At 48.4% G+C, this 23,469-nt stretch carries 19 protein-coding genes and 1 tRNA gene; 8 read left to right on the top strand and 12 right to left on the bottom strand.

Features of this window, described 5'->3' with window-relative positions:
* Positions 1 to 47 precede the first annotated feature (47 nt).
* From E7747_RS00955 to E7747_RS00940, 4 genes are all read right to left on the bottom strand, one after another.
* A complete protein-coding gene (locus E7747_RS00955; protein WP_136413509.1) occupies positions 48 to 593 on the bottom strand; it encodes a UpxY family transcription antiterminator in 546 nt (181 codons plus the stop codon).
* A 377-nt stretch (positions 594 to 970) separates the two neighbouring features.
* Positions 971 to 2,584: a putative glutamine/gamma-aminobutyrate antiporter GadC gene (gene gadC / locus E7747_RS00950; protein WP_136413507.1), complete on the bottom strand. Its 1,614-nt coding sequence runs from the start codon at positions 2,582 to 2,584 to the stop codon at positions 971 to 973.
* Between the two features lie 166 nt (positions 2,585 to 2,750).
* Positions 2,751 to 3,914 carry a DUF4861 domain-containing protein gene (locus E7747_RS00945; protein ID WP_136413505.1) on the bottom strand — a complete coding sequence of 388 codons (1,164 nt, stop codon included), beginning with the start codon at positions 3,912 to 3,914 and terminating at the stop codon, positions 2,751 to 2,753.
* Positions 3,915 to 4,064: 150 nt separating this feature from the next.
* Positions 4,065 to 4,925 carry a sigma-70 family RNA polymerase sigma factor gene (locus tag E7747_RS00940; RefSeq protein WP_123613127.1) on the bottom strand — a complete coding sequence of 287 codons (861 nt, stop codon included), beginning with the start codon at positions 4,923 to 4,925 and terminating at the stop codon, positions 4,065 to 4,067.
* 278 nt (positions 4,926 to 5,203) lie between these two features.
* Between E7747_RS00940 and E7747_RS00935 the strand changes: the two genes are divergently transcribed.
* The 4 genes from E7747_RS00935 (at position 5,204) to E7747_RS00920 (ending at position 8,756) form a co-directional block, all read left to right on the top strand.
* Entirely contained in the window at positions 5,204 to 6,028 is an 825-nt protein-coding gene (locus tag E7747_RS00935; protein ID WP_136413503.1) for a glycogen/starch synthase, read from the top strand.
* Positions 6,029 to 6,055: 27 nt separating this feature from the next.
* Positions 6,056 to 7,477, top strand: coding sequence for a DUF4270 family protein (locus E7747_RS00930; protein WP_136413502.1), 1,422 nt, complete (start codon positions 6,056 to 6,058; stop codon positions 7,475 to 7,477).
* A gap of 137 nt (positions 7,478 to 7,614) precedes the next feature.
* Positions 7,615 to 7,688, top strand: a tRNA-Thr gene (locus tag E7747_RS00925).
* A gap of 213 nt (positions 7,689 to 7,901) precedes the next feature.
* Positions 7,902 to 8,756, top strand: coding sequence for a GLPGLI family protein (locus E7747_RS00920; RefSeq protein WP_136413500.1), 855 nt, complete (start codon positions 7,902 to 7,904; stop codon positions 8,754 to 8,756).
* Between the two features lie 22 nt (positions 8,757 to 8,778).
* Here E7747_RS00920 and E7747_RS00915 read toward each other — a convergent pair whose 3' ends face one another.
* The gene (locus E7747_RS00915; protein ID WP_136413498.1) at positions 8,779 to 9,576 is read right to left on the bottom strand and encodes a TrmH family RNA methyltransferase; all 798 of its coding nucleotides are present in this window, start codon (positions 9,574 to 9,576) and stop codon (positions 8,779 to 8,781) included.
* Positions 9,577 to 9,753: 177 nt separating this feature from the next.
* Between E7747_RS00915 and E7747_RS00910 the strand changes: the two genes are divergently transcribed.
* The 3 genes from E7747_RS00910 (at position 9,754) to E7747_RS00900 (ending at position 11,848) form a co-directional block, all read left to right on the top strand.
* Positions 9,754 to 10,611 (top strand): enoyl-ACP reductase FabI, encoded by an 858-nt coding sequence (locus E7747_RS00910; protein ID WP_123613132.1) that lies wholly within the window; start codon positions 9,754 to 9,756, stop codon positions 10,609 to 10,611.
* A 353-nt stretch (positions 10,612 to 10,964) separates the two neighbouring features.
* Positions 10,965 to 11,396, top strand: coding sequence for a hypothetical protein (locus E7747_RS00905; protein ID WP_136413496.1), 432 nt, complete (start codon positions 10,965 to 10,967; stop codon positions 11,394 to 11,396).
* A complete protein-coding gene (locus tag E7747_RS00900; RefSeq protein WP_136413494.1) occupies positions 11,393 to 11,848 on the top strand; it encodes a hypothetical protein in 456 nt (151 codons plus the stop codon). Before E7747_RS00905 ends, E7747_RS00900 begins: the two co-directional genes overlap by 4 nt.
* Before the next feature lie 129 nt (positions 11,849 to 11,977).
* On the opposite strand, the gene rhaD is transcribed toward E7747_RS00900, so the two are convergent.
* From rhaD to E7747_RS00865, 7 genes are all read right to left on the bottom strand, one after another.
* Positions 11,978 to 12,787 carry a rhamnulose-1-phosphate aldolase gene (gene rhaD, locus E7747_RS00895; protein WP_123613135.1) on the bottom strand — a complete coding sequence of 270 codons (810 nt, stop codon included), beginning with the start codon at positions 12,785 to 12,787 and terminating at the stop codon, positions 11,978 to 11,980.
* Between the two features lie 25 nt (positions 12,788 to 12,812).
* Positions 12,813 to 13,850, bottom strand: a complete 1,038-nt coding sequence (locus tag E7747_RS00890) for an L-rhamnose/proton symporter RhaT (RefSeq protein ID WP_123613136.1) — start codon at positions 13,848 to 13,850, stop codon at positions 12,813 to 12,815.
* A 97-nt stretch (positions 13,851 to 13,947) separates the two neighbouring features.
* The gene (locus E7747_RS00885; protein ID WP_123613349.1) at positions 13,948 to 15,204 is read right to left on the bottom strand and encodes an L-rhamnose isomerase; all 1,257 of its coding nucleotides are present in this window, start codon (positions 15,202 to 15,204) and stop codon (positions 13,948 to 13,950) included.
* An 89-nt stretch (positions 15,205 to 15,293) separates the two neighbouring features.
* Positions 15,294 to 16,727 carry a rhamnulokinase gene (locus E7747_RS00880; protein ID WP_136413492.1) on the bottom strand — a complete coding sequence of 478 codons (1,434 nt, stop codon included), beginning with the start codon at positions 16,725 to 16,727 and terminating at the stop codon, positions 15,294 to 15,296.
* Between the two features lie 81 nt (positions 16,728 to 16,808).
* On the bottom strand, positions 16,809 to 19,199 hold the full coding sequence (locus tag E7747_RS00875; RefSeq protein WP_136413490.1) for a glycoside hydrolase family 2 TIM barrel-domain containing protein: 2,391 nt from the start codon (positions 19,197 to 19,199) through the stop codon (positions 16,809 to 16,811).
* 55 nt (positions 19,200 to 19,254) lie between these two features.
* Positions 19,255 to 20,574, bottom strand: a complete 1,320-nt coding sequence (gene der / locus E7747_RS00870) for a ribosome biogenesis GTPase Der (RefSeq protein WP_123613139.1) — start codon at positions 20,572 to 20,574, stop codon at positions 19,255 to 19,257.
* A gap of 297 nt (positions 20,575 to 20,871) precedes the next feature.
* Positions 20,872 to 21,885, bottom strand: a complete 1,014-nt coding sequence (locus E7747_RS00865; RefSeq protein WP_123613140.1) for a malate dehydrogenase — start codon at positions 21,883 to 21,885, stop codon at positions 20,872 to 20,874.
* Positions 21,886 to 22,195: 310 nt separating this feature from the next.
* Here E7747_RS00865 and E7747_RS00860 point away from each other — a divergent pair, with 310 nt between their 5' ends.
* Positions 22,196 to 23,434 (top strand): MFS transporter, encoded by a 1,239-nt coding sequence (locus E7747_RS00860; protein WP_136413488.1) that lies wholly within the window; start codon positions 22,196 to 22,198, stop codon positions 23,432 to 23,434.
* The last annotated feature ends 35 nt before the right edge of the window (positions 23,435 to 23,469 follow it).

Raw genomic sequence — 23,469 nt, 5'->3', positions numbered from 1 at the left:
GATAAATAAGAGATATTATTGGGTCGCTATGCGTCGACTGTAGTGTGTCAGTCGGGAAGAAGGGCTATGAATTCAGGAGCCACTTCGACTGCGAGAGCAAGAAAAGTGTCGAGATTGACTATCAGGCGGCGTTTGCGAGTGCCTCGGGCTTTAAGCAGAAATCCTTCATAGCCGTCCATCGGACCACCGATTATCCTGACACGGCGTCCATACATATCAGGTGTGATTTCCGACGGCTGGTAATATTGCGGGCTTTCCGTCAGCGAAGCCGCGAATATGAAGCGTGCCATTTCGGCCGTGCGCACAGTCATCGGGACACGGTAGCCGAGGCCTTTGGCATATCGATATTGGAGGGTGGGGGTGTGTTCGACAATCGGGTCAAGCGCACTTGTGGTCGAATGGACGAAAAGCAGGTCGTGGATTGCAGGTACATGAAGTCGCAATTTTTTTCCGGCCGGGTTTACGCTCAGCTTTGTGACCATCGGGGTGAATACCTCAAATCCCCGTTCGGACAACATGCGGAATGCCGGCATTTTGGCATTCGGACGTGTCAGATCGCGCATGGCAAACCATTGCGCTTCTTCAACCGGCATGTCAGAAACGGGGTTTAAGGGTGATAAAGATCTGGTTTGGGGATGAGAGTCGGACACTTTTAGAAATAGTTTCTATTCCTGCTTGTTATTGCATTAGATTGGTAAACAAGCAGTTATAATGTCGAACTAAAAAGATTAAATGTAGCGGATGGCTGATGCTTCCCACAATTCAGCAATCGTCACCTCGAAGGGCGGCTTGCAATTCAGTCGCAAAAGTAATAAAAATGTGCGAAACCAGCAACTTTTTTATTTGGCGTGAGTGAAACAGCGATGAAATAAGAGGTCGTTCATAAAAATAAGTCGTCCGGATTTATGGCGCTACATGGCAAATCGTGCGATATATGGCGCTTGAATACGACACATATCGCACGAAATGTCTAATGTTTTCCTTTGGCATGGTTGGCGATGGCCTTAGCCTGTCCTTTTTCGCTCTCATCTTCATCCGGTTCATATCCGGAAGCCCATTTTGACACTTGCGATGGTTCGCGACCCTCGATTTGCCAGTCAAACGGATCGAAATGAGCGTTCGGATTGCGCCACGATGGCTTCCGGTAGGCGTAGACAATCAGTGGTAAGCCTATGAAAATAGCACTTCCTACGAGCAATATGCCAACATAGACAATCGGATTACCTGTTGAAATCTGTGATGGTGGCAGGAAGCTCAGGAGTAGTGCCGCAAGAGCTCCGAAAATACCGATACTACAGACGGTCCATTCGCCGACCTTTCCTCCGGGCACTCGGAAGCCACGTTTTTTATATGGCTCTGTACGGCGCAGACGGATAAACGCACCATATATGATGAGCACCATGACGAGATATATTATGGTGGCGAGTTGCGACATTATCTGGTAGGCCGATTCCACCGTCGGGAGTACGATTATGACGAGACTGAGAAGCGATACGACCGCTCCGGAAATATAGAGGATATTTTGGTTTACACCGTTTTTGTTTACACTCTGAAGGCTGCGTGGGAGATAGCCGGACTGCGCTACAGCCATAACTCCGACTGAAGGGCCGTTGACAAGGGCGCTTACCTGTCCGAGTACGCCAAACATTATAAATGCGGCCATTATATTCCCGAGCCACGACAGGCCGAAGCTATCCCACAGTTTATTGTATGCGACGAGGAGTGCTTGCAGCAGGTCGATGTTCTCGGTCGGTATGACGATGCCGATGACGAGTGTGCCGAGCGCATAGCCGATGACAATGACCGCAATTGCGAGGAATATTGCCTTTGGAAAATCACGCGCCGGATTTTTCATGTCGTTGATGTGCACCGCCTGAATTTCCATGCCTCCATAAAATAGGAATATCGATGCCGCGAGCACTATTGTGCTAAGATTGCCGAAATCAGGGAAAAATGATTCGTCGGAAAGTTCTATCGTCTTTCCGCTTGCAAAATATACTATTCCGAGGACAATCAGAATGACGGTTGGGATTATTGTTCCGAAGAGTCCTCCGTAGGTACTTAGACGGTTTGCCGAGCGGGTGCCGCGAAATGTGTTGAAGGTCGCGCCCCAGTAGAGTATGAATGCGATTACAAGTGTGTAGATTTTATTGGAAGCGAGCTGTTGGTCGAAACTTTCAGGCCAGAATATATAGGCGAGCGATGCCGCACCGAACATCAGTACAGTCGGAAACCAGATTATGATTGTCATCCATTCGAGAAACATTGCCGTCCATCCCCACCGCGGTCCGAAAGCTTCGGAAACCCAACGGTAGAGTCCGCCGGATTTCGTATAGGTAGAAGCAAGTTCCGCACATACGAGTGAGAATGGCAACAGGAATACAACCGCTGCAAAAATATAGTAGAATATGGATTGTACGCCAAACTTTGCTTCCGACGGGAGTCCGCGCAGACTCAGAATCGACGTGATAATGAGTATGGCCATCGCCCACATGGTAATAGTGCCTTTGGCTGTCGATTTTATTTTGGCTCTTTCGGGATGAGTGTTTTCCCCTGAAGAAGCATTGGTGCTGTCAATCCCCATGAGTAGATTAGATCTGTGTGTTATGAAAAGTTTGTTTTAGATTATAACGTCTTTTGTTGTGTTAAGGTTTTTGTGATAATGTACATGTGTATATAATGAAGCGCCGGGACGGATTCGTCAATTATAGATGACTTTCCGGCCCGGCGCTATTGAGGCTATGTCTATATTACTTGATTTTTACGGTTACAGGATTGTTCTTCAGGTTTTCCCATGATTTGAGGGAGTCGAACCATGTGTCTGCCGAATGTGGAGAGGCGGAGTCGCGCATCCCCCCTGAAGTGAAACTGTAGCGGATTATTCCGTTTTTATCAGGTTTCAGCAACATGAGATAGTTGATGTCATCTTCCTTGACCGATTTGAGGTTGGTGCCCGGAACCCATATGCCGAGACCGATGGTATCGGTAATGTCTGCCATGTTTTTGTCGGGAGTATTAGTCCCCCAGCTTCCGGCAAGCCCCGACTTGGTGATGAATCCCTGATTGTCGACCGCGAGCTTCTGCACGCCCGTACAGAATGTCGAATTGTCATCCGCGCCTGTGAGTTTTATTTCCACGTCGTAGTCGCGGTGTCTGTCGTAGACGGTGTAGCGCTGACGCATTTCTACCGGCTTTCCATTGTAGATCCAGCCTCGGTCAGAGACTTCTATGATTGATCGTACAGGTCCGGTGGTGACAATGCGCTGAGAACGTGTCGTCACGGTGTCTATCGTGACAGGTGTTTCATTCTGGTATCCTCTGAATGACCCGAGGGCAACTGAAGTCCCGGCCCATAGGACGTCGCGTCCGTAGCCTTCTTCAAGCTGCTGGCGTGTCGTGTAGAATCCTGTTTCTTCCAGTTCAAGACGGGGAGTGTTCTTGGCATAGAGGTCTACGCTCTGGCGGTTGTCCATATATACGCGTATGGCGTTGTAAAGCCCTTCGAGCACTGCGCCGTGTCCGTAGATGCTGCTATACATCTGGCGGTTGTCGGCATCGCCGGGAAAAGCGATAGCCTGTATCTTCGGATGCTTTTTGTTTTTATCATTCAGGCGTATGTAGGCATATGTCCCGGCTTCAAATTTCTTGTCGGCCGGTTCTGACGAAAGGTCAATTTTATATGTTTCCGTAGCGTTTGGTTTCAGGTCGACGAGAAACACGAGTTCGTCGGCGCGGCCGTCGTCGTTGAGGTCGTCAAGCTGCCATTTGATTTCAGGATGGCCCTTGATTGTTGCTGAGTTTATTTCTTTACCATTTTTCCCGACCGGGATTGTGACAGGCACGGCTGTGCGTTCCTGTCCGATGGGGTTGCTCACAGTGACAGTGAGCGAAAGCAATAGAGAAAGCGCGAGCATGGTATTTTTTGTAATAATATAATTAAGGTGATATATTATCGTAATGGATTTAAAATTTAAGGCCGCGTGATTTAATCCACACGGCCTTTGTAGGGCTCAGGAGCATTCTGGCAAAACGCTTCGAAGTTTTTACGCTATGCCGTCGCTTTCTTATTGCCCGAGATAGGCTTTGAGCAGATGGCTTTTCTGGCCTTTCAGCCGGCGGATGGCCTTTTCCTTGATCTGGCGCACACGTTCGCGCGTAAGGTCGAATTTCGCACCGATTTCTTCAAGCGTCATTTCCTGGCAGCCGATTCCAAAGAACATTTTGAGGATCTCGCGTTCGCGGTCGTGGAGCTGCTTCAATGCACGTTCCACCTCTTTCGACAGCGATTCCTGTGTGAGCGTCGAGTCGGCCATTGGAGAGTCGTCGTTGGTCAGCACATCAAGGAGGCTGTTGTCCTCACCTTCGACAAACGGGGCATCCACCGAGATGTGTCTGCCTGATACCTTAAGAGTGTCGGCGATTTTGTCGACCGGCACATCAAGCTTCTCAGCGAGTTCTTCAGGCGAAGGACGGCGTTCGTTCTCCTGTTCGAATTTCGAGAGAGCCTTGCTGATTTTGTTGAGAGAGCCGACTTGGTTGAGCGGGAGTCTGACGATTCGGCTCTGTTCGGCGAGTGCCTGGAGGATCGACTGGCGAATCCACCATACGGCGTAGGAGATAAACTTGAAACCACGGGTCTCGTCAAACTTTTGTGCCGCTTTAATCAAGCCGAGATTGCCTTCGTTGATAAGGTCAGGGAGACTTAGTCCCTGGTTCTGATATTGCTTTGCTACTGACACAACGAAGCGGAGGTTGGCACGCACGAGCTTGTCGAGTGCTCTTTGATCTCCCTGGTGAATACGCTGGGCGAGCTCTACCTCCTCTTCGACGGAGATAAGCTCCTCTCGTCCGATTTCCTGAAGGAACTTGTCGAGCGAGGCGCTTTCACGGTTGGTGATTGATTTAGTGATTTTTAATTGTCTCATGTTCTACTGATAGCAGATAATTCGTGCAAAGGTAGTAATTTTTCGGCTGATGTCAAAATAAAAAACGCTAAATGCACGCTGGCTAAGACGGTTTTTTTGTGGCTTTGGTCGAAAAGTTGCTCCTAAACCGAGGTTGTAGTGGGAAAAATGAAAATTTATTCGTAACTTTGCAATCCGAATCACATAACAAAGAACCGGCGCTCAGGGTTCGGAATCATAAAGCTTAGTGCCTTCGATGAGCTGTCGCCGGTTCGATTAATAAGTCTATCTAACCCTGCATGGAGTCAAAAAAAGTACTTTTCATCTCTCAGGAAGTATCACCTTATCTCCCTGACACCTCAATGTCGGTGCTTGGCCGTGACATCCCTCAAGGAATTCATGGCAAAGAATTTGAAGTAAGAACATTTACGCCTAAATACGGTTGCATCAACGAGCGTCGCAATCAGCTTCACGAGGTCATACGCCTGTCGGGTATGAATCTGATTATTGATGATACGGACCATCCGCTCATTATCAAGGTGGCCACCCTTCTGCCGTCTCGAATGCAGGTCTATTTCATTGACAACGACGATTATTTTCAGCCTATGCCCGAAAAGGGGCTTGAGACCGACCTGCTGGCTGCCGATAATGATGAACGCATTATGTTCTTTACTATGGGCGTGGCTGAGACTGTCAAAAAGCTTCGTTGGCAGCCTGCTGTGATCCATTGCAGCGGATGGGTTTCTGCGCTTGCGCCACTCTATCTCCGCCGTAAATACGGGGATGACCCGACGTTCCGCGATTCGAAGATTGTCTATGCTCTGCAGCCTGAAAAATTCGAAGGTACTCTTGACCCGCGTTTTGTAGAGAAGCTTCTGATGAACGATTTTACCGAGGAGGAGATTGCCGCTCTCGGTAAAGAACCTATCGATTTCGCCACTCTCAATCGTATTGCGATTGATTATGCCGATGCGGTGATTCAGGTTACACCCGATGTCGATCCGGCACTCGTGGAATATGCACGCCAGTCGGGAAAACCGTTCCTGCCTTACAAGGACGACGACAGCCGTGTGGAATCCTATACAGATTTCTACCATACTCTTCTCGGTGAGGAAGAAGATTGAATTCGTTTTCATCACATTGATTATTAAATGGAAAAATTAGCTCTGCTTTCAGCTGGCCTTGTTGCCGCAATGGCAGTCGCCTCATGCGACGAGACATCTTCCACGGCCGGTAGTAGTCTGGTTCAGGATGAGGTTGAGATTATAGTCGATTCTGCTTTTACAGTGTCAGGGCGTGCGGTAGACAATGATTTTGTGCAGTCGCGCACCGTGCTTCAGTTGCTTGGAAAGATTGACGCCGACGGCTACGGTTCGCTCTCAAGCGACATCGTGTGTCAGTATATGCCTACAGCCTATGTCGATACGATAGGCGTATCTCCCGAGACGATTGACTCTGTGAAACTTGTCCTTACGATGTTCAAGGATGGCTTTGCCGGTGACTCCATCGTCCCGATGGGTGTCTCTGTCTATCCTCTCACACGCCAGCTTCAGTCTCCGATATACAGTAATTTTGATCCGAAGGATTATTATGACTCGTCGAAGCTTCTGGGATCTACGACATATTCTGGCCTTATTGACGGTGCAGACGGGGTAGGAGCTGATAACTCCGGAAGTATCTACAAGGATATATTTGTTACTTTGCCTCGTGAAATCGGTGTCAGCCTCTACAACGAGTTCAAGACCAAAGAATCGACATTCAGCACACCTCAGGCTTTTGCCGAATGGTTTCCCGGATTGTATATCACCAACTCGTTCGGTTCGGGTCGTGTCACCCGTGTGGTCAGCAATATGATTAATGTCTACTATCGTTCTGTCCAGCCGATTCCGGACACAGATCCGCAGCGCGACACAATTCTCAACGGGACAGGCACGTATATGGCTGTTACCCCTGAGATTATCACTAATAACAATATTGCCTACAAGATGTCGGAGCGTTTGCGTCAGCGTGCCACATCGGGTGAAGCTATCCTTGTAGGTCCGACAGGCTACGATGTGGAGTTTACCTTCCCGGCGCGCCAGATTATAGAGCGCTACAAGGAGCAGAGCAATGCCCTTTCGGTTATCAATTCTCTCTCGCTCTCAATTCCTGTCGAGGAGATTGAAAACAACTACGGGCTTACTCCTCCACCTTACATACTTGTTGTCAAGAAGAAAGATAAATCTAAATTTTTCTCAGGTACGCAGATTAATGATGACATATCATCATTCTATGCTGCCTACAATACAACTACAAAGTCATACACCGTATCTTCGATGCGTGACTATCTTATGGACATCATTGACCGTGGCGAGGTTACTGCTGAAGATGAGGAGTTCGTGATATGTCCCGCTCTTGTTTCGTTCTTTGTAAATTCATCATCAAATTATTATAGCTATTATTACGGTTATAATACGACCTCTACACAGGTTAGCTCGATTACACCTTATGTGACAGAGCCTGTCATGGGTAAGCTTGATTTTGAGAATGCAAAAATAGTCTTTACCTTTACAAAGCAGACATTGGGAAACTGATTGTTTTCCGGTCGTGATTCGACGTATGAGGAGACTATATTTTTATCAATGATTGGTGCTAAATCACGAAAAAATCATTAACTTTGCAGTCGAAATAAATGAGGAAACGGTCTTATTGACCGATTCCCTTGATTTAAGCCGCAATAGCTCAGTTGGTTAGAGCATTTCATTCGTAACGAAAAGGTCGTGGGTTCGAGTCCCACTCGCGGCTCAGACAAACCCCTTGGTCAAACAGGCCGAGGGGCTTGTTGTTTTATTAGATGGAGAGATGTCTGGTGAATATAAGTGTGATTTTTTTATGAAAAAGGGTTAACCATTACGAAATAATTAGTATATTTGCGGGTGTAAATAGTCGCCTCCCTTGTTCTTTTCGCGGAATGATGGCATAAAAGAGTATAAATACCAATTATATAATCCATTTGTTATGAAATTTATTCTCCTCATTTGTGCGGCATTAGTCGCAGTTTCGGCGTTGAAGTCTGAAACAAAGCCGAATGTATATCTTAAGGTTCAGTATCAGACATCAAGTCTTTTGACTAATCGCGCCGATGGCGAGATGATATCCAATAGTGGCAACTATGTTCTTCAGGTTGCCGGAAAACTGTCTTATTATTATGATCCGCAGACTTATTATATCGATTCCTTAGAAAATGATCCGGTTGGGAGTCAGATTTGTCGTCAGGCATGGACAGATGCTTTCGAAGAGTTTAGTCGTACAGGAGCAAAACCGTTTGAGATTTTAGGCAAAAAAGGATTTCTCCGCAAGGGAGCCTATAAAGCTCTTAAAGATTTCAATTTCGGAAAAATAACCGTCTGGGACACGGCCGGAGGTGATAAGTTCCGCTATGATGTCGACATGGAAGAGCTCTCGTGGGAAATCGGCGATTCAATAAAGAATGTCCTTGGATATGAATGTCAGTCAGCAACAGCCGACTATCATGGTCGGAAGTGGACGGCATGGTTTGCGCCTGATGTGGCTGTTCAGGATGGCCCTTGGCAGCTTTGCGGACTTCCGGGACTGATAATGGAAGCAACGACTTCAGACGGTGAATACGGCTTTATTGTTACCGGTCTCCAAAAGTGTGACGAAGCATTGAAAGAACCGTTTGAAGATGACAAATATTTCAAGTCGACACGCAAGTCGGTGTTAAAAGCCAAGGCTTATTCACGGGATAACAGGTCGCAGTTCATAAGCGGATTGACAGGTGGCAATGTCAATATAAATGATCCGAAATTCAAGGAGAAAGTAGACTATATCGAGACAGACTATGCGGAATGACTGCATTTGTCTGATCCACAGTTTATTTTCTCAATTCCCAAAACGCAACGGCTGCTGCTGCGGCAACATTTAGAGAGTCAACACCATGAGCCATCGGGATGCGGACGGTATAGTCTGCTTCCTCTATGGTAGTTGACGCAAGGCCGTCGCCTTCTGTTCCCATGACTATTGCCAGACGACCCTCTGCTTTAAGAGCCGGATGGTCAAGTGGGACAGACTTGTCGGTGAGAGCCATTGCGACTGTCTTGAATCCATATTCTTTCAATGAGTTTACAGGGCCATCGAGCCATCCCCACGGGACTTGGAATATAGTGCCCATAGAAACTCTCACGGCTCTGCGGTTGAGAGGGTCGCATGATGAACGTGTCAGCACTACGGCCTCAATGCCGAGTGCGGCCGCCGAACGGAAAATAGCTCCGATATTTGTCGTGTCGACCACGCTGTCGATCACCACGATGCGCCGGGCATCTTTCAGCATCTGGGACAGCGGTTCAAATTTCTTGCGCTTCATTGCTGCGAGGACTCCGCGCGTGAGAGTGTAGCCGGTCAGTTCAGTAAGCATAGGTCGGTAGGCTGTGTAGACAGTAAGTCCGGGACAGGCGGCAATGATGTCGGAAGCATCGCCATCAATGTGTCTTTCCTCGCATAACAGCGACAGCGGTTCATAGCCGGCGGCAAGCGCCACTCGTATGACCTTTGGGCTTTCGGCTATGAAAATCCCTTTTTCCGGTTCGAGACGGTTACGTAGCTGAGCTTCGGTGAGCGACCAGTAAGGCTTTACTCCGGGGTGGTCGAGATTGTCGATATGGATTACCGGCATGATGATTTCAATTGTTAAAAGTGATGGCCAGTTGGTTTAAAACAGTACAAAATTAAGTCACAAAGGCCGATAATCCAACAAAATGAGTGTAAAAACGACTCTTAATAGCCTTTTTCACGCGAAATCTGCGTATCTTTGCGGTCGAGAATCATTCATAAGAACCAATTACCTTATAAAATGGCTTATAATCTTTTGAAAGGAAAGCGCGGTATTATTTTCGGCGCGCTTAATGACATGAGTATTGCCTGGAAAGTGGCTGAGAAAGCCGTAGAGGAAGGCGCAACAATCACTCTGTCAAACACTCCTGTGGCCGTACGTATGGGTGATGTCAGCAAGCTGGGCGAACAGCTCGGTGCTGAAGTCATCCCGGCTGATGCCACTAATGTCGAAGACCTTGAAATGGTGTTTCAGAAATCAATGGAAATCCTCGGCGGTAAGATTGATTTCGTGCTCCACTCGATAGGTATGTCGCCCAATGTCCGTAAAAAACGTCTTTACGATGATATCGACTACGATCTGCTCAACAAGACACTTGACATTTCGGCTATCTCATTCCACAAGATGATTCAGGCAGCCAAAAAGCTCGACGCAATCGCCGACCACGGCAGCATCGTTGCACTAAGCTATATCGCAGCCCAGCGCACCATGTTCGGCTACAATGACATGGCCGATGCTAAGGCACTCCTTGAATCAATAGCACGTAGCTTCGGATATATCTACGGACGTGAGAAATCAGTGCGTATCAACACAATCTCTCAGTCTCCCACGCAGACCACTGCCGGAAGCGGTGTCAAGGGAATGTCGTCGCTCATGGACTTCGCTAATCGCATGTCGCCTCTTGGTAACGCTACAGCCGACGAATGTGCCGACTATTGCATCGTGATGTTTAGCGATCTTACACGTAAGGTGACAATGCAGAATCTCTTCCATGACGGCGGTTTCTCAAGCATGGGTATGAGTCTCCGTGCTATGGATCAGTACGAAAAGAGCTTTGACGATTACCGCAACTCTGACGGTACAATCCAGTATGGCTAATCGTTGTCGCTAACATAGCCTGACGGCTATTTTTTGCAAAATAATCATCAGCCGCCGTGAAGGTTTTTCCTTCGCGGCGGCTGTCTGTTTTCTCAATGCACCATGAATGTTTATAAACCACTGTATCAATCATACAATAGTTCGGTAATTTTTGAGCAGGCATAGCTGTATCGCACTGATACACAATAGTTTGCATTGATATTGAATTGTTGTTGCATCTTATTGATATTCAATTGAATATGCAAATTTTACCGAACTATTGAATCATAGATTAATTACATATAATTGCGTCGGTCCTGACTTTTTATTCTGGCGGTGTAGGAATCTCGTGATTTGTTTGTAAATTTGCGGATATGGAGAATTCAACCGAACAAACCCGCCGGTGGCTCAAGGGTATTCTCTATGAGGTGGCTTTCTGGCGCAGTTACTATTCGAGCCGGAAGCGCAGGAAGCGCCTTTTCGAGTGGTCGCTCTACGGCAAGCCGTGCAGTCTTGATAATTTCGACATACAGACCTTTGTAAGGTCACTGACTGCCGAAGCTGACGAGCCGCTCATTCTCGATGTCGGGTGTGCGCTCAGTTATATGTTCGGCAATATATTTGACGGTAGGGAGGTGAAGATTGACTACATCGACCCGCTGGCTATGTTTTACAACCGTATTCTTGACGATTTCAGCATAGATCGTCCGCGCATCAGATTCGGCATGATTGAGCAGCTTTCCGCATCCTATGCCCCTGATTCGGCCGATTTCATCCATATACGGACCATTGCACAGATCCGATGACGGGTATCCTGCAGGCTCTGACGGTAGCAAAGACCGGCGGGATTGTCTATCTGAATCATCATCGGGACGAGGCTGTCCGCGAGGCTTATCGCGGTTTTCACCAATATAACATTACCGAAGAGGCGGGGAAGCTCGTAATCTGGAATCGTCACACGCGCATCGATGTCGCTGAGGCTCTGAAAAACTTCGCTGAGGTGGAGTGTTCGGTTACGAAGGATGATTTTATTGTGGCGGTCATACGAAAGACCGGCCCGGTGTCACGCTCGCTATGCTCGCCGGAGTCTACGGCTGTCTCGGCAATGGATATACTTCAGGCTACAGTCTGCCATTTCCATTCTTTCCCTGCGTCTGCTTCCTATCAGTTGTCACGACTCGTGACAACTGCCGGCCACCGAACAATGAGAATCATACCATTTTCGTGGGTGAAGGCTATCAAGCGACTGCTCAAGTGAGTTTAAGAGTGTCAAATGTATGACCCTTTTTAATAAAACGGCCATCGGGCGAGATTTAAAGCAAGTCTCTTTCCGATGGCCGTTTATTTTTTGCTGTCATTTGACAGCTTCAGGAGTATCTGCGGACAATTACTTGGGAAGATTGAAAGCGACGGTCATTTCGCGCATTTGCTCGTTGCTCATGCCGTCAGGTTCGAAGCCCATGTTTTTGGCTGCGATATAGATAAGGGCCGACTTGTTAAGTACGTCAATCTGGTCGAAAGCCGCCATTACATCTTTCTCTACTGCAAACACACCGTGCTTCTCCCAGAGGGTCACATCGTAGTCGCCGAGTTCCTTAATTGTCGCTTCTGCGAGCTCGTTTGAACTGGGGAGCTTGTAGGGGATAATGCCGAGACCACGGGGGCAGAAAGCTTTTGTCTCAGGAATCATGCTCCAAAGGAGATTGGTTGCCACGTCTTTCTCAAGGAACTTCTTGCAGTGGCTCATTGCCACGAGTTCGATCGGATGGGTGTGAACCGATGCCTTGTAGTCAGAGCCCTTGGAGATTAGATAGTTGTGGACTGCGAGGTGTGACGGAAGTTCCGATGTGGGCTTAACAGGCTTGTCAGCGATGATTTCGTAGTGTGCACAGTCGTCAGTGATGCGGATGATCGAGCCATTGTCCATCGGACGGCGTGCGAGGTCACGCATGCGCATGTTTGTGCCTTTGCAATAGAAATAACAGCCCTTGAGTTCGGGGAGGGTGAGACCGATAGGTGTCACGGGAGAGATGGCGGGCATGTTGCGGATTTCATCGTCGATGTGTTCGGTGATGTTTACGGTGATGTTGCCGCCGTTGCGTTCAGCCCAGCCTTTTTGCCAGAGATAACCGGCCACTTCGGCCACTTTTTCCACTTCCTCGCGCAGTGCGGGACGATTTTCTAAGATAGATGACATAGTTGATTGTGTATGTGAGATTGGATTATCCGATTAATTGGGGAAGGAAACATGACACGATGAGAACCACGATGCCGATGATGAGAACCGAGATGGTCTTTGACGAGCAGCCTTTCCATTCTTTGAGGATGATGCCCCACACGTTCGAGAACACGACATTGAGGGCCATGAGTATACAGAACGAGAGGGTCATGAGTGTCGGGTAGTCTGTCAGGAAGCCTTTGCCGAGTGCAAGTCCGAAGAACTGGCTGTACCAGAGTGCGCCGGCGAGCAGACAGAAAATGATATTGTTGGCGAGTACACCGGTTTTGCCATAATCACTCCATGTGTGATTTTTATGATTCTGATAGAAGCAATAGATGGCGTTTGTCACAAAACCACCGAGCGTCACAAGGAATGTGGCAGGAAGAGTCTTGTAGATATCAGGTGTGAGGTCACCGAAATTGATGCCGCTTCCGAATTCAAGGCCGACGTTGAAACATCCGCTCATGAAACCGGCAAGAAGGGCTATGGTTATGCCTTTGGGGAAGTTGAAATCTTTTACGGCTGCTTTCTTTTCCTCTTCGCTAAGCGATGATGCTTTCATCGAACCTGCTACGCCGATGATTGCAATACCGATGAGAGTTACGACAACTCCAAGTATTACCGCAAATGTAAGCTGTGACAGCGGGTCATTTTCAGGGAAGAAGATGTTGAGCAGCACCGGTCCCATGATTGTACCGAGTCCGGCGCAAGTTCCGAGGGCGATTGACTGGCCGAGAGCCACGCCAAGGTAGCGCATTGAAAGTCCGAACGTCAGACCGCCTACTCCCCACAACGCTCCGAAAAGTATGGTCATCCAGATGTTGAACGACTGGTCAGATGTGAAAAGCTCGCAGAGCGAATGTCCGGCCGGTACGGCGAGAAGTGCGCCGAGAAACGGAAGAATCAGCCATGCGAATACTCCCTGTACAATCCAGTAGCTTTCCCAGCTCCAAGACTTTATCTTGTTGATGGGGACATAGCAGCTCGACTGACAGAAAGCTCCTACAGCTATGATTAATAAACCTATTAATAGCATGATAGTGATTGGTTTGCAGTTTATGGATTAAAGTTTAAAGTTTAGATATGGGTGAGATTCATCCATCTAAACTTTAAACCTTAAGCTTTTGGACTGATTATTAGCGCTTGGATGTCACGTCGCGTTCGTAGCCTTCGACTTCGGCGATATAGCTTTCACCGACGGGCACATTGTTCTTGAGGCAGAACATATCGTAGACAGCATTCCACGGGAGGTTCTTGCATTCTTCGAGGAGGGCGAGACGCTGGAACCTCTTGTCGGCAAGCTCATATTTGCGGAGGGTTTCGGTCGGTTCGAGGAGTGCGCGAAGCATGCACTTCTGTGCAGCGCGGCTACCGATTACGTAAGCACCGATGCGGTTGAGAGTTCCATCGAAATAGTCGAGACCATAGTGAACGCGGTTGAGAGCGCCGGCACGTACGATTTCGCTGAAGAGATCCATAGTGGGATCGTCCATGATTGTCACGTGGTCAGAGTCCCAGCGGATGGGGCGTGATACGTGGAGCATGAGTTCGGGAACGAAAAGCAGCATGGCTGACACCTTGTCGGCTACGCTTTCGGTCGGGTGGAAGTGGCCGGTATCGAGGGTGATCATCATGTCGTTCTTGGCGGCATACGAAGTATAGAAGTCGTTAGAACCTACAGTGTAGCTTTCAAGGCCGATGCCGAATACTTTTGATTCAACACAGTCCTTCATCCAGTCATACTTGTGTTCGAAAATCTGGTCGAGAGAATCCTTGAGGAGCTCGCGATACATGTAGCGGTTCACTGTGATGTCTTTCGAGCCGTCGTGAACCCATGTGTTCATGATACAGGGATCCTGCTGTGCCTCACCCATTGCCTGTGCGATGGCGCGGCAGCGCTTTGAGTGCTCGATCCAGAAATCACGGATGCCCTTGTCGGGGTTCGAGAGGCTGAGATCGCCGCTCTTGGGATGAGAGAATGAGGTTGAGTTGAAGTCAAGTTTGATGTCGTTTGCCTTACCCCAGTCGATCCAGCTCTGGAAATGCTCTACCGAGCACTGGTCGCGGTCAACAAACTTGTCGCCGAAGTCACCGTAGATTTCGTGGAGGTTGAGACGGTGTTTACCGGGGATGAGGCTCATTGCATAGAGGATATCCGCGCGGAGTTCGTCGATATTGCGAGCCTTGCCGGGATAGTTGCCGTTGACTTGGATTCCGCCGGTGAGCGAGCCGCCTTGGTTTTCAAAACCTGCAACGTCGTCTGCCTGCCAGCAGTGCATGCTGAGGTGGAAATCCTGCATCTGGTCAAGCACCTTGTCGGTATCTATTCCCACTGCTGCATAGCGTTCTTTGGCGATTTCATAAGCCTTTTTTACTGATTCTTCTTTCATGATGTAAGGTAAATTTTGGTTTGTGGTATTAATAAATTTGTTTATCTGTTCTGTTTGAGATATGGATTGGTCATGAGATATTGTCTTCTCTGTCATTTGGGCAGATACGTTTTGGTCTCAGTCGAGTTGACAGCTACGCGGCGCATATCTGCGATATCTTTAACTCGGTTGTCGGCGCGGAGTTGTACGAGTACATTGCCGAGGGCTGTGGATTCTGACGGCCCGGCTACGACAGGGAGGCCGATTGCATCGGCCGTGAGCTGCATGAGGTGGGCATTCTGGCAGCCTCCTCCGATGACATGCAGCGTGTTGATTTCATTGGGCGAAAGTTCGCGCAGCCAACCGAGTACTTCCTTGTAGCGAAGAGCGAGACTGCGGAAAATCACACGCATGAATTCAGCTGCCGTTTCAGGTACTTGCTGTCCCGTGCGCTTGCAATATTCCTTGATGGTCTCTGTCATTGATTTCGGATTTGCAAATGCCGGATCGTCAGGATTGATGGTGCTTTCGATGTCGGTTGTGGTATAGAGTGCACAGAGGTCAGCGATGTTTTCGGGTGCGTCTTTGAGTTCAGTGCGAGAGCGTTCAAGAAGCCATAGTCCGCAGATATTTTTCAGGAACCGGATTGAGCCGTCGATTCCGCCTTCATTCGTGAAGTTATAGCCAAAGGCTTTGTCGTTGATAATGGGCTTGGGTGATTCGACGCCGAGCAGTGACCATGTGCCACAGCTCAGATATGCGAATTTTTCATCTTTTGCCGGAACACCGATTACAGCCGAAGCTGTATCGTGGCCGGCTACGGCTACGACAGGGACAGCGCCGAGACCTGTGGCTTGCTGAACGCCGGGAGTGAGTGTGCCGATTACATATCCCGGATTTACAAGTTTTCCGAAACGGTCGGGAGTCAGACCTGCTTTTTCGAGCAGTTCCGCGTCAAGTTCACCTGTGGTCGGGTTGAGAATCTGAGATGTCGATGCTACGGTACGTTCAGTCACGGCGTTGCCTGTGAGCATATAGCTGAGAGCATCTGGCATGAAGAGGATTTTATCGGCGATTTTAAGAGCGTTGCCGTTCTTTTTGCTGAGGGTATGGAGCTGGAACAATGTGTTGAAGTCCATGAACTGGATGCCGGTCTTTTCATAGACTTTCTCGCGGGGCATCTCCTCGCAGAATTTGTCGACCGCACCGGTTGTGTGTGGATCACGGTAGCAGTAGGGGAGACCTGCGATAGTCCCGTCGGCGTGGAAATAGGCCACGTCGCATCCCCAAGTGTCGATACCGATCGAACGTGCTTCCGCACCGATTTCTCCGAGTTTGACAGATGCGTTGCGCAGACCGGTGAGCACTTCGTTGTATAGACCCGGTAGATTCCAGAAGATATGGCCGCCGATGGGGAGCATCGGATGCTTGAATCGGTGGATTTCTTCAGTCTCCACTTTTTCGCCGTCGAATGACGCGAGGATGACTCGACCGCTTGTCGCACCAAGGTCGACAGCGATATAATAGTTTTTTTCGTCTGCTTTCATGGGATAGTATGTCTTTTGTTTTGTTATGAATGTTCTTGGTTGTGGATAATCAGTAGGTGCTGAATGTGGCGGTCACCGGCTTCATGGCTCCTTGGGGGTAACGGTGAGTTTTACATCTCCGGCCTCTCGCTTAGAACGGAGTATCACTGTCGCAGTTCCGTTAAACAGCCGTCGGGAGTTACCTGTGGTCAGTTCTTCGGATGTTATGTCACCGTTGATTACACCTGCGATCTCTGCTGGTCCGTCAACATGGAATTTCAGCGGAGTGGAGTCGTCGGGAACTTGGCGGTCTTTTGAATCGCGGGCACTGATTCTGACATGGATGAGATCCGTTCCGTCTGCTTTCCACTTCGGATTATCGCCTTCTATTTTTAGTTTTGTCGCTTTTCCGGTGGTGTCGAGTCTATGCTGTGCGACAGGAGTCTTTTCTCCATTGCGGTATGCTATCGCCTCGATATAGCCTTTGGTATAGGGTATGTTTTCCCACAGGATGCGGTTTCGTGTCTTGGAGTCGCTGACATTGTTTGGCTTTCTGCCGATGCTTTTGCCGTTTATCCGCAGTTCAACCTCGTCGGCATTGGTGAAAGTGCAGAGATTAAGGCTTTCACCGGGTTTACGATTCCAGTGTGATGAAAATTTGGTTGTCCCGACTGTAACTCCGTTCCATTCGGAGTTGTCGTCGGCATCGGCTATTGCTATGCGCACCACCGGCTCGTCAGGTTTGAAGAAACTGCGCAGGAAATAGGCCATCGGTTTTGGTTCGAGTGATATGTCGAACACACCTTGCAACCATCCCTTGGACGGCCATCCCTGTGATTCGCCGAGATAGTCGATCATGCCCCAGTATGCCAGCCCGACCACGCGGTTAAGGTCCATGTCGAAGTAATTTGGCCCCATGCCCGATGTGTTGGCCTCGCTCTGATAGAATATCATTCCGGGAAATCGACGCGAATCGCCGGGAAAATACATATACCTGTAATTATAGGATGCGATGTCGGTGACGAGTGCGAGAGGTGCGGGAAGGCTGTCGGTAAAGTGGTTTCGTCCGCGCGGGTGCATGGCGACTGTCGACAGTCGTGTGCCGTCCAGACGGTCAAGCAGCATTTTTTGCAGACGGTATGGTGTGACACCCCAGTCGTTGAACGGAAGGTCGCTGATCATCTGCAGTTCGTTGCCGAGACTCCACATGACGACCGATGGGTGGCTGCGGTCGCGTCTGACCCATTCCTCCACATCGTGCTGCCATTGTTCGCTCCAGTCTTTGCGGTCGCCTGAATACTGGCGTTTCCATTTGTCATACAGTTCGTCGACCACAAGTATGCCGTAGCGGTCGCAGAGGTCAAGGAATGATTTGCTGTATGGATTGTGGGATGTGCGGATGTGGTTGAAGCCGAACTCTTTCAGCAGCTGTATACGTTTTTCCATAGCGCGCGGGTAGGCAGCTGCGCCGAGTGCGCCGAGTGTGTGATGGTTGGCGATGCCTTTTAGCAGCACTTTGCGTCCGTTGAGCTTCATTCCAAACTCAGGAGAGAATTCCACACTGCGTATACCGAAATGTTCGCTGTAGGTGTCGGCAACAGAACCGTCTTTATTTATGAGCGAAAGATGAAGAGTGTAGAGATCCGGATGCCCGGTGTCCCAGAGTTGCGGTGATGTGACGGCTATACTGTCAATCAGGAATTCACGTATGCGCTGGCTGCGGTAGTTGCGCAGTTTTTTTGTTGAGTCATATACAGTGATTCCGTCGGGTGATTCTATTTCAATTTTTACCGTGAGACTGTCAGGGCGGTGACGTGATGCTATTTCAGCTTCGATTTTTACAGTCGACAGTGTGTCGCTGATCACAGGTGTAGTAATCCTTAGCGGATTGCGGGTGAAATAGTGGTTTTTGTCCGTGACTATGAGATTCACGTCGCGGTAGAGCCCTCCGCCGGTATACCAGCGCGAATTTTCGGGCTTGCCGGTATCAGCTTTGACGGCTACGGTATTCTTTTGTCCGTATTTCAGGCCTGCGCTCAGGTCGATTTCTGTTCCGAGATAGCCATAGTTGGTGCCGCCGACTCTGGTCCCGTTGAGATAGACATCGCCGGTAAGCATTATCCCTTCAAAATCGAGCAATACTCTTTTCCCGATCCACGCAGAATCGGGTACGAATGACTTGCGATACCATCCGATGCCCATTTCCTTGAATCCACGGGGACTAAGACGGCTTTTTACGTTTGCCATCTGGTTTGTCATGTCGGGACGTTCGTCCGGCGACGGTTCTACCCATTCTTGTGAAATCTGAAAGTCATGCGGAAGATTGATATCGGCCCATGAACTGTCATCGGTCGACACTGCTTCTGCTGCAGGGGTATTTCCTGATTTGAATTTCCATCCAAAATTCCATGGCTCTACGCTTCGCCCGAAGGCGGAGTCGCAGAGGCATGTGACCAATAATATTATTATTATGGTATTAGAGAGAATTTTCATAAATAGTAATCAGGATGCACTTGCAAGAGCATCTGTAATGGCCGTGAAAGTGCGATTATTTTTCGCGCATGAATACGTTGATTGGCGTTCCGTGGAAATCCCAATTCTCTCTGATCTTGTTTTCAAGATAGCGCCGGTATGGCTCTTTGACCCACTGTGGGAGATTACAGAAAAATATGAATGTCGGAATCGGAGAACCCTTGAGCATTGTGACATACTTGATTTTGATGAACTTACCCTTGTTTGCCGGTGGCGGATAAGCCGAAATCGCTTCAAGCATGACGGTGTTTAGCTGGGAGGTCGGGACTATGCGTCGACGGTTCTCGCACACCTGAAGGGCGGTTTCAAGCACCTTGAATATGCGTTGCTTTGTGAGAGCCGAGGCAAAAATAATCGGGAAGTCGACAAACGGGGCGAAGCGTGAACGTATCGAGTCCTCGTAATGCTTGATGGCTTCCTTTGATTTGTCCTGAACAAGATCCCATTTATTGACCACTACGACAAGTCCCTTTTTGTTGCGCTGGATAAGCGAGAAAATTGCAACGTCCTGAGCTTCAATGCCACGTGTTGCATCAATCATAAGGATGCAGACGTCAGATGCTTCAATCGCACGTATTGAACGGATTACCGAGTAGTATTCGATGTCTTCGGTGACTTTTGTCTTTTTGCGTATGCCGGCAGTGTCGACAAGATAGAAATCGAAACCGAATTTGTTATATCGTGTATAGATTGAGTCGCGTGTCGTTCCTGCTATGTCGGTGACGATGTGGCGCTCTTCGTCAATGAAGGCATTGATGATTGATGATTTGCCTGCGTTCGGGCGGCCGACGATTGCAATTTTGGGAATATCGTCGAGTTGCTCTGACTCGTCATCATCCTTCTCCGGCATTTTTTTCACTACTTCGTCAAGAAGGTCTCCTGTGCCGTAACCGCTGACAGCTGAAACACCCATCGGATCACCGAGACCCAGACTGTAGAATTCGGCTATGTTGTAGAGCGAGTCACCTGTATCGACTTTGTTTGCAACGAGGATGACAGGTTTGGTTGATCGGCGCAAAATCTGTGCCACCTTATCGTCAAGGTCAGTGACACCGTTGGCTGCGTCTACTACAAAAAGTATCTCGTCGGCCTGCTCGATTGCGAGATAGACCTGCTTGTTGATTTCATTTTCGAAAATGTCTTCACTGTTTACTACCCAGCCGCCCGTGTCCACGATTGAAAACTCCTTCCCGTTCCAGTCGACTTTTCCATACTGGCGGTCACGGGTTGTGCCGGCTTCATCGTTTGTGATGGCCGTGCGTGATTGGGTGAGTCTGTTGAAGAGTGTGGATTTGCCTACATTAGGGCGTCCCACGATGGCTATCATTTGTCCCATACATTGATTGTTAATGCTGTGAGGGCATAAGTCAAGGCTTATGCAAATGCAAATTTAACCAATTATTTCTTAATCCACAACAATCACCTCCCGAAGAGGGAGAAAAATGGTGAAAAAAGAAATACTTGGTTAAATCTTGTTAAAATAGTGAATTTTTATGCCGTTTTATTTGGCGGCTACGACTAAAGGTTATACCTTTGTGACAAGTTTTTCATGGTATTAGATTTAAGGTAAAAAAGTTATTCGTCGGGATGACGAGTAATTTTTTTTGCCCCGATTTTATATCGGGGCAAGTTCTCAACAGGTCTTACGTTCCATATAAGGATTGAGTTTGTGCCAGTCGGCGATAGGAGGCATTACTCCCATCTCAATCACTTCATCGCGAAGCTTGCAAAGGTGCTGATAGCTCTTTTCAAGCTCTTTTTCTTCTTCTGGAGTTCCTGCAATCGGTTTGCATTCCACGCCGTTTTTGCTGATGACGGTTTCCATGGCCATCATGATATGTTTGAAACGGTCGTTGTTGACATACGTACCGGCCGGCCAGCGGAAAGGAGCACCACCCATTGCAGCTGCGATCATTTCGATTGACAGGTAAGCCGGGCTCTGGAATGACGAACGTCCGCGAAGTTCAATGATGTTCTTTCCACCTTGTACGACACGTTCTTTTATTGCAATCCAGTCTTCCAACGGAAGTTTGGGCGTGCCGATTATATCTACGAGGGGCTTGCCGTCCACCAAGGTAGTTGAAGCGAATACAGCCATCTGTTCGCCGTGGCCGCCATAAGTACGGCTGTTGGTGATTTCGTCGGCTGGAATCTTGAAATATTTCGAGAGTTCGCTTCTGAGGCGCGTGCTGTCGAGTGCGGCAAGCGTGCTTACCTTTGACGGTTCTACTCCGGAATAAAGGAGGGTGATAAGACCGGTGATATCAGCCGGATTGAACACAACGACGATATGTTTTACATCGGGGCAATATTGCTTGACATCCTTGCCGAACTGGGCTGCAATCTGGGCGTTTCCTTTAAGGAGGTCTTCACGTGTCATTCCTGCCTTACGGGCTGCGCCACCAGACGATACGACGTATTTCGCACCGCTAAGAGCCTCCTTGATATCAGTTGTATAGGTGATATTGACACCCTCGAAGCCACAATGGAAGAGTTCTTCGGCTACTCCCTCAAGTGCAGGTCCGTAGGGATCGTAGAGGCAGATGTTGGGAGTAAGGTGCATCATCACTGCTGTCTGTGCCATGTTTGATCCGATCATGCCGGCTGCGCCGACGATGGTCAGCTTCTCATCAGTTAAAAATTTCATGTTTGCTTGTATATTTAATTAAAACAACAATTTATTATACATTATAGATGTGCATATATTGGTCATCGGTTTTGTAGAGACTGGCATTTTCTGAATGTCATGTCGCATTCTTTAAAGCATAACATGAAACGGGCCATAAAAGTTGTCGTAGCCATCAATTAACAGGTATTATTGTTCTGTTGACAAAAAACTTGCTAACTTTGCAGCCGTTTTCATGGCGGTGTCGTTTATATTCGCATAGGATGCGTGTCGCTGATTGTTTAAAACGTCACCGGGTTTCAGGTATATAGAGGTAATAAAGATTGAAAATATGAGTGAATCAAAGCATACGGCAGGATGTGAGGCTGCATCAGGTTCCGTAAAGGAAAAGCTGTGGAATTCAAATTACTGCAAGGCAATGGCAGGAAACTTCATGATGTTCTTTTCGTTCTATCTCCTGACTCCGTTGCTTCCTATCTATCTTGACGCACAGTTTCATGCCGACAAGGATCTTATCGGGCTCGTACTTTCAGGCTATGTCGTCGCGGCGTTGATTGTACGTCCGTTCAGCGGATTTATTGTGGATAGTTTTAACCGCAAGAAGGTTCTGATGTTGTGCTTTTTTACTTTTTTCATATGTTTCACCGGATATATAGGGGCAGGTACAATCCTGATGTTTGCTATAGTCCGCACCCTTCATGGATTGCCGTTCGGAGCGACGACGGTAGCCAACAGTACTGTTGCGATAGATGTCCTGCCTTCTTCGCGACGGAATGAGGGTGTCGGATTCTACGGTCTAAGTAACAATCTGGCTATGGCCATCGCTCCATCGGCCGGCATCTATGTCTACTCTGTCACCGGTAATTTTCAATTGCTGTTCTGGATTTCACTCATTGTGGCTTTTGTCGGATTCTGCATGGCGTGTTCCATAAAACAGCCTCCGCGACCAATAGTCGAAAATAAACCGAAGTTCAGTCTTGACCATTTTTTCCTTGGACGGGCATGGCTTATGGCTATAAACATATTGCTATTCGGCTTCTGTTGGGGTGTCATGAGTAATTACGTGGCTATTTATGGCAAGGAGGAACTTGGTATTACTGACGGGACCGGTCTCTTTTTCGCCCTTTTGTCGACAGGTCTGTTTATCTCCCGTCTCTATGGGGCAAAGTCTCTTCGAGAGGGTAAGCTGACGGAAAATGCGCTGCAGGGAGCATTGATAAGCTGCGTCGGGTTCACATTGTTTTCTCTCTCTCCGGGGCAATGGGCCTACTATTGTTCGGCCGTTCTCATCGGACTTGGCAATGGCCGTATGTATCCGGCGTTTCTCAATATGTTTATTTCCGTTGCAAGGCGTGACCAGAGAGGGACGGCCAATTCGTCGATTCTCACTTCATGGGACTGCGGTATGGGACTGGGGATATTGGCAGGAGGAGTGCTGGCCGAATACATAGATTTTTCCGCTTCATTCTGGTCGGCTTCAATCTCGCAGATTGCCGGGACGCTTCTGCTTGTTTTTATGACACGTCGGTTCTTTCTTGAACGTAAGCTTTCTGAGGAAGGCCGACAGTAATTAACAATAATATAGTTAAATAGTTTTTAATATCA

Origin of the sequence: Duncaniella dubosii, from assembly GCF_004803915.1 — a bacterium.
GTDB lineage: Bacteria > Bacteroidota > Bacteroidia > Bacteroidales > Muribaculaceae > Duncaniella > Duncaniella dubosii.
This window is presented reverse-complemented; position numbering and strand designations above follow the sequence as displayed.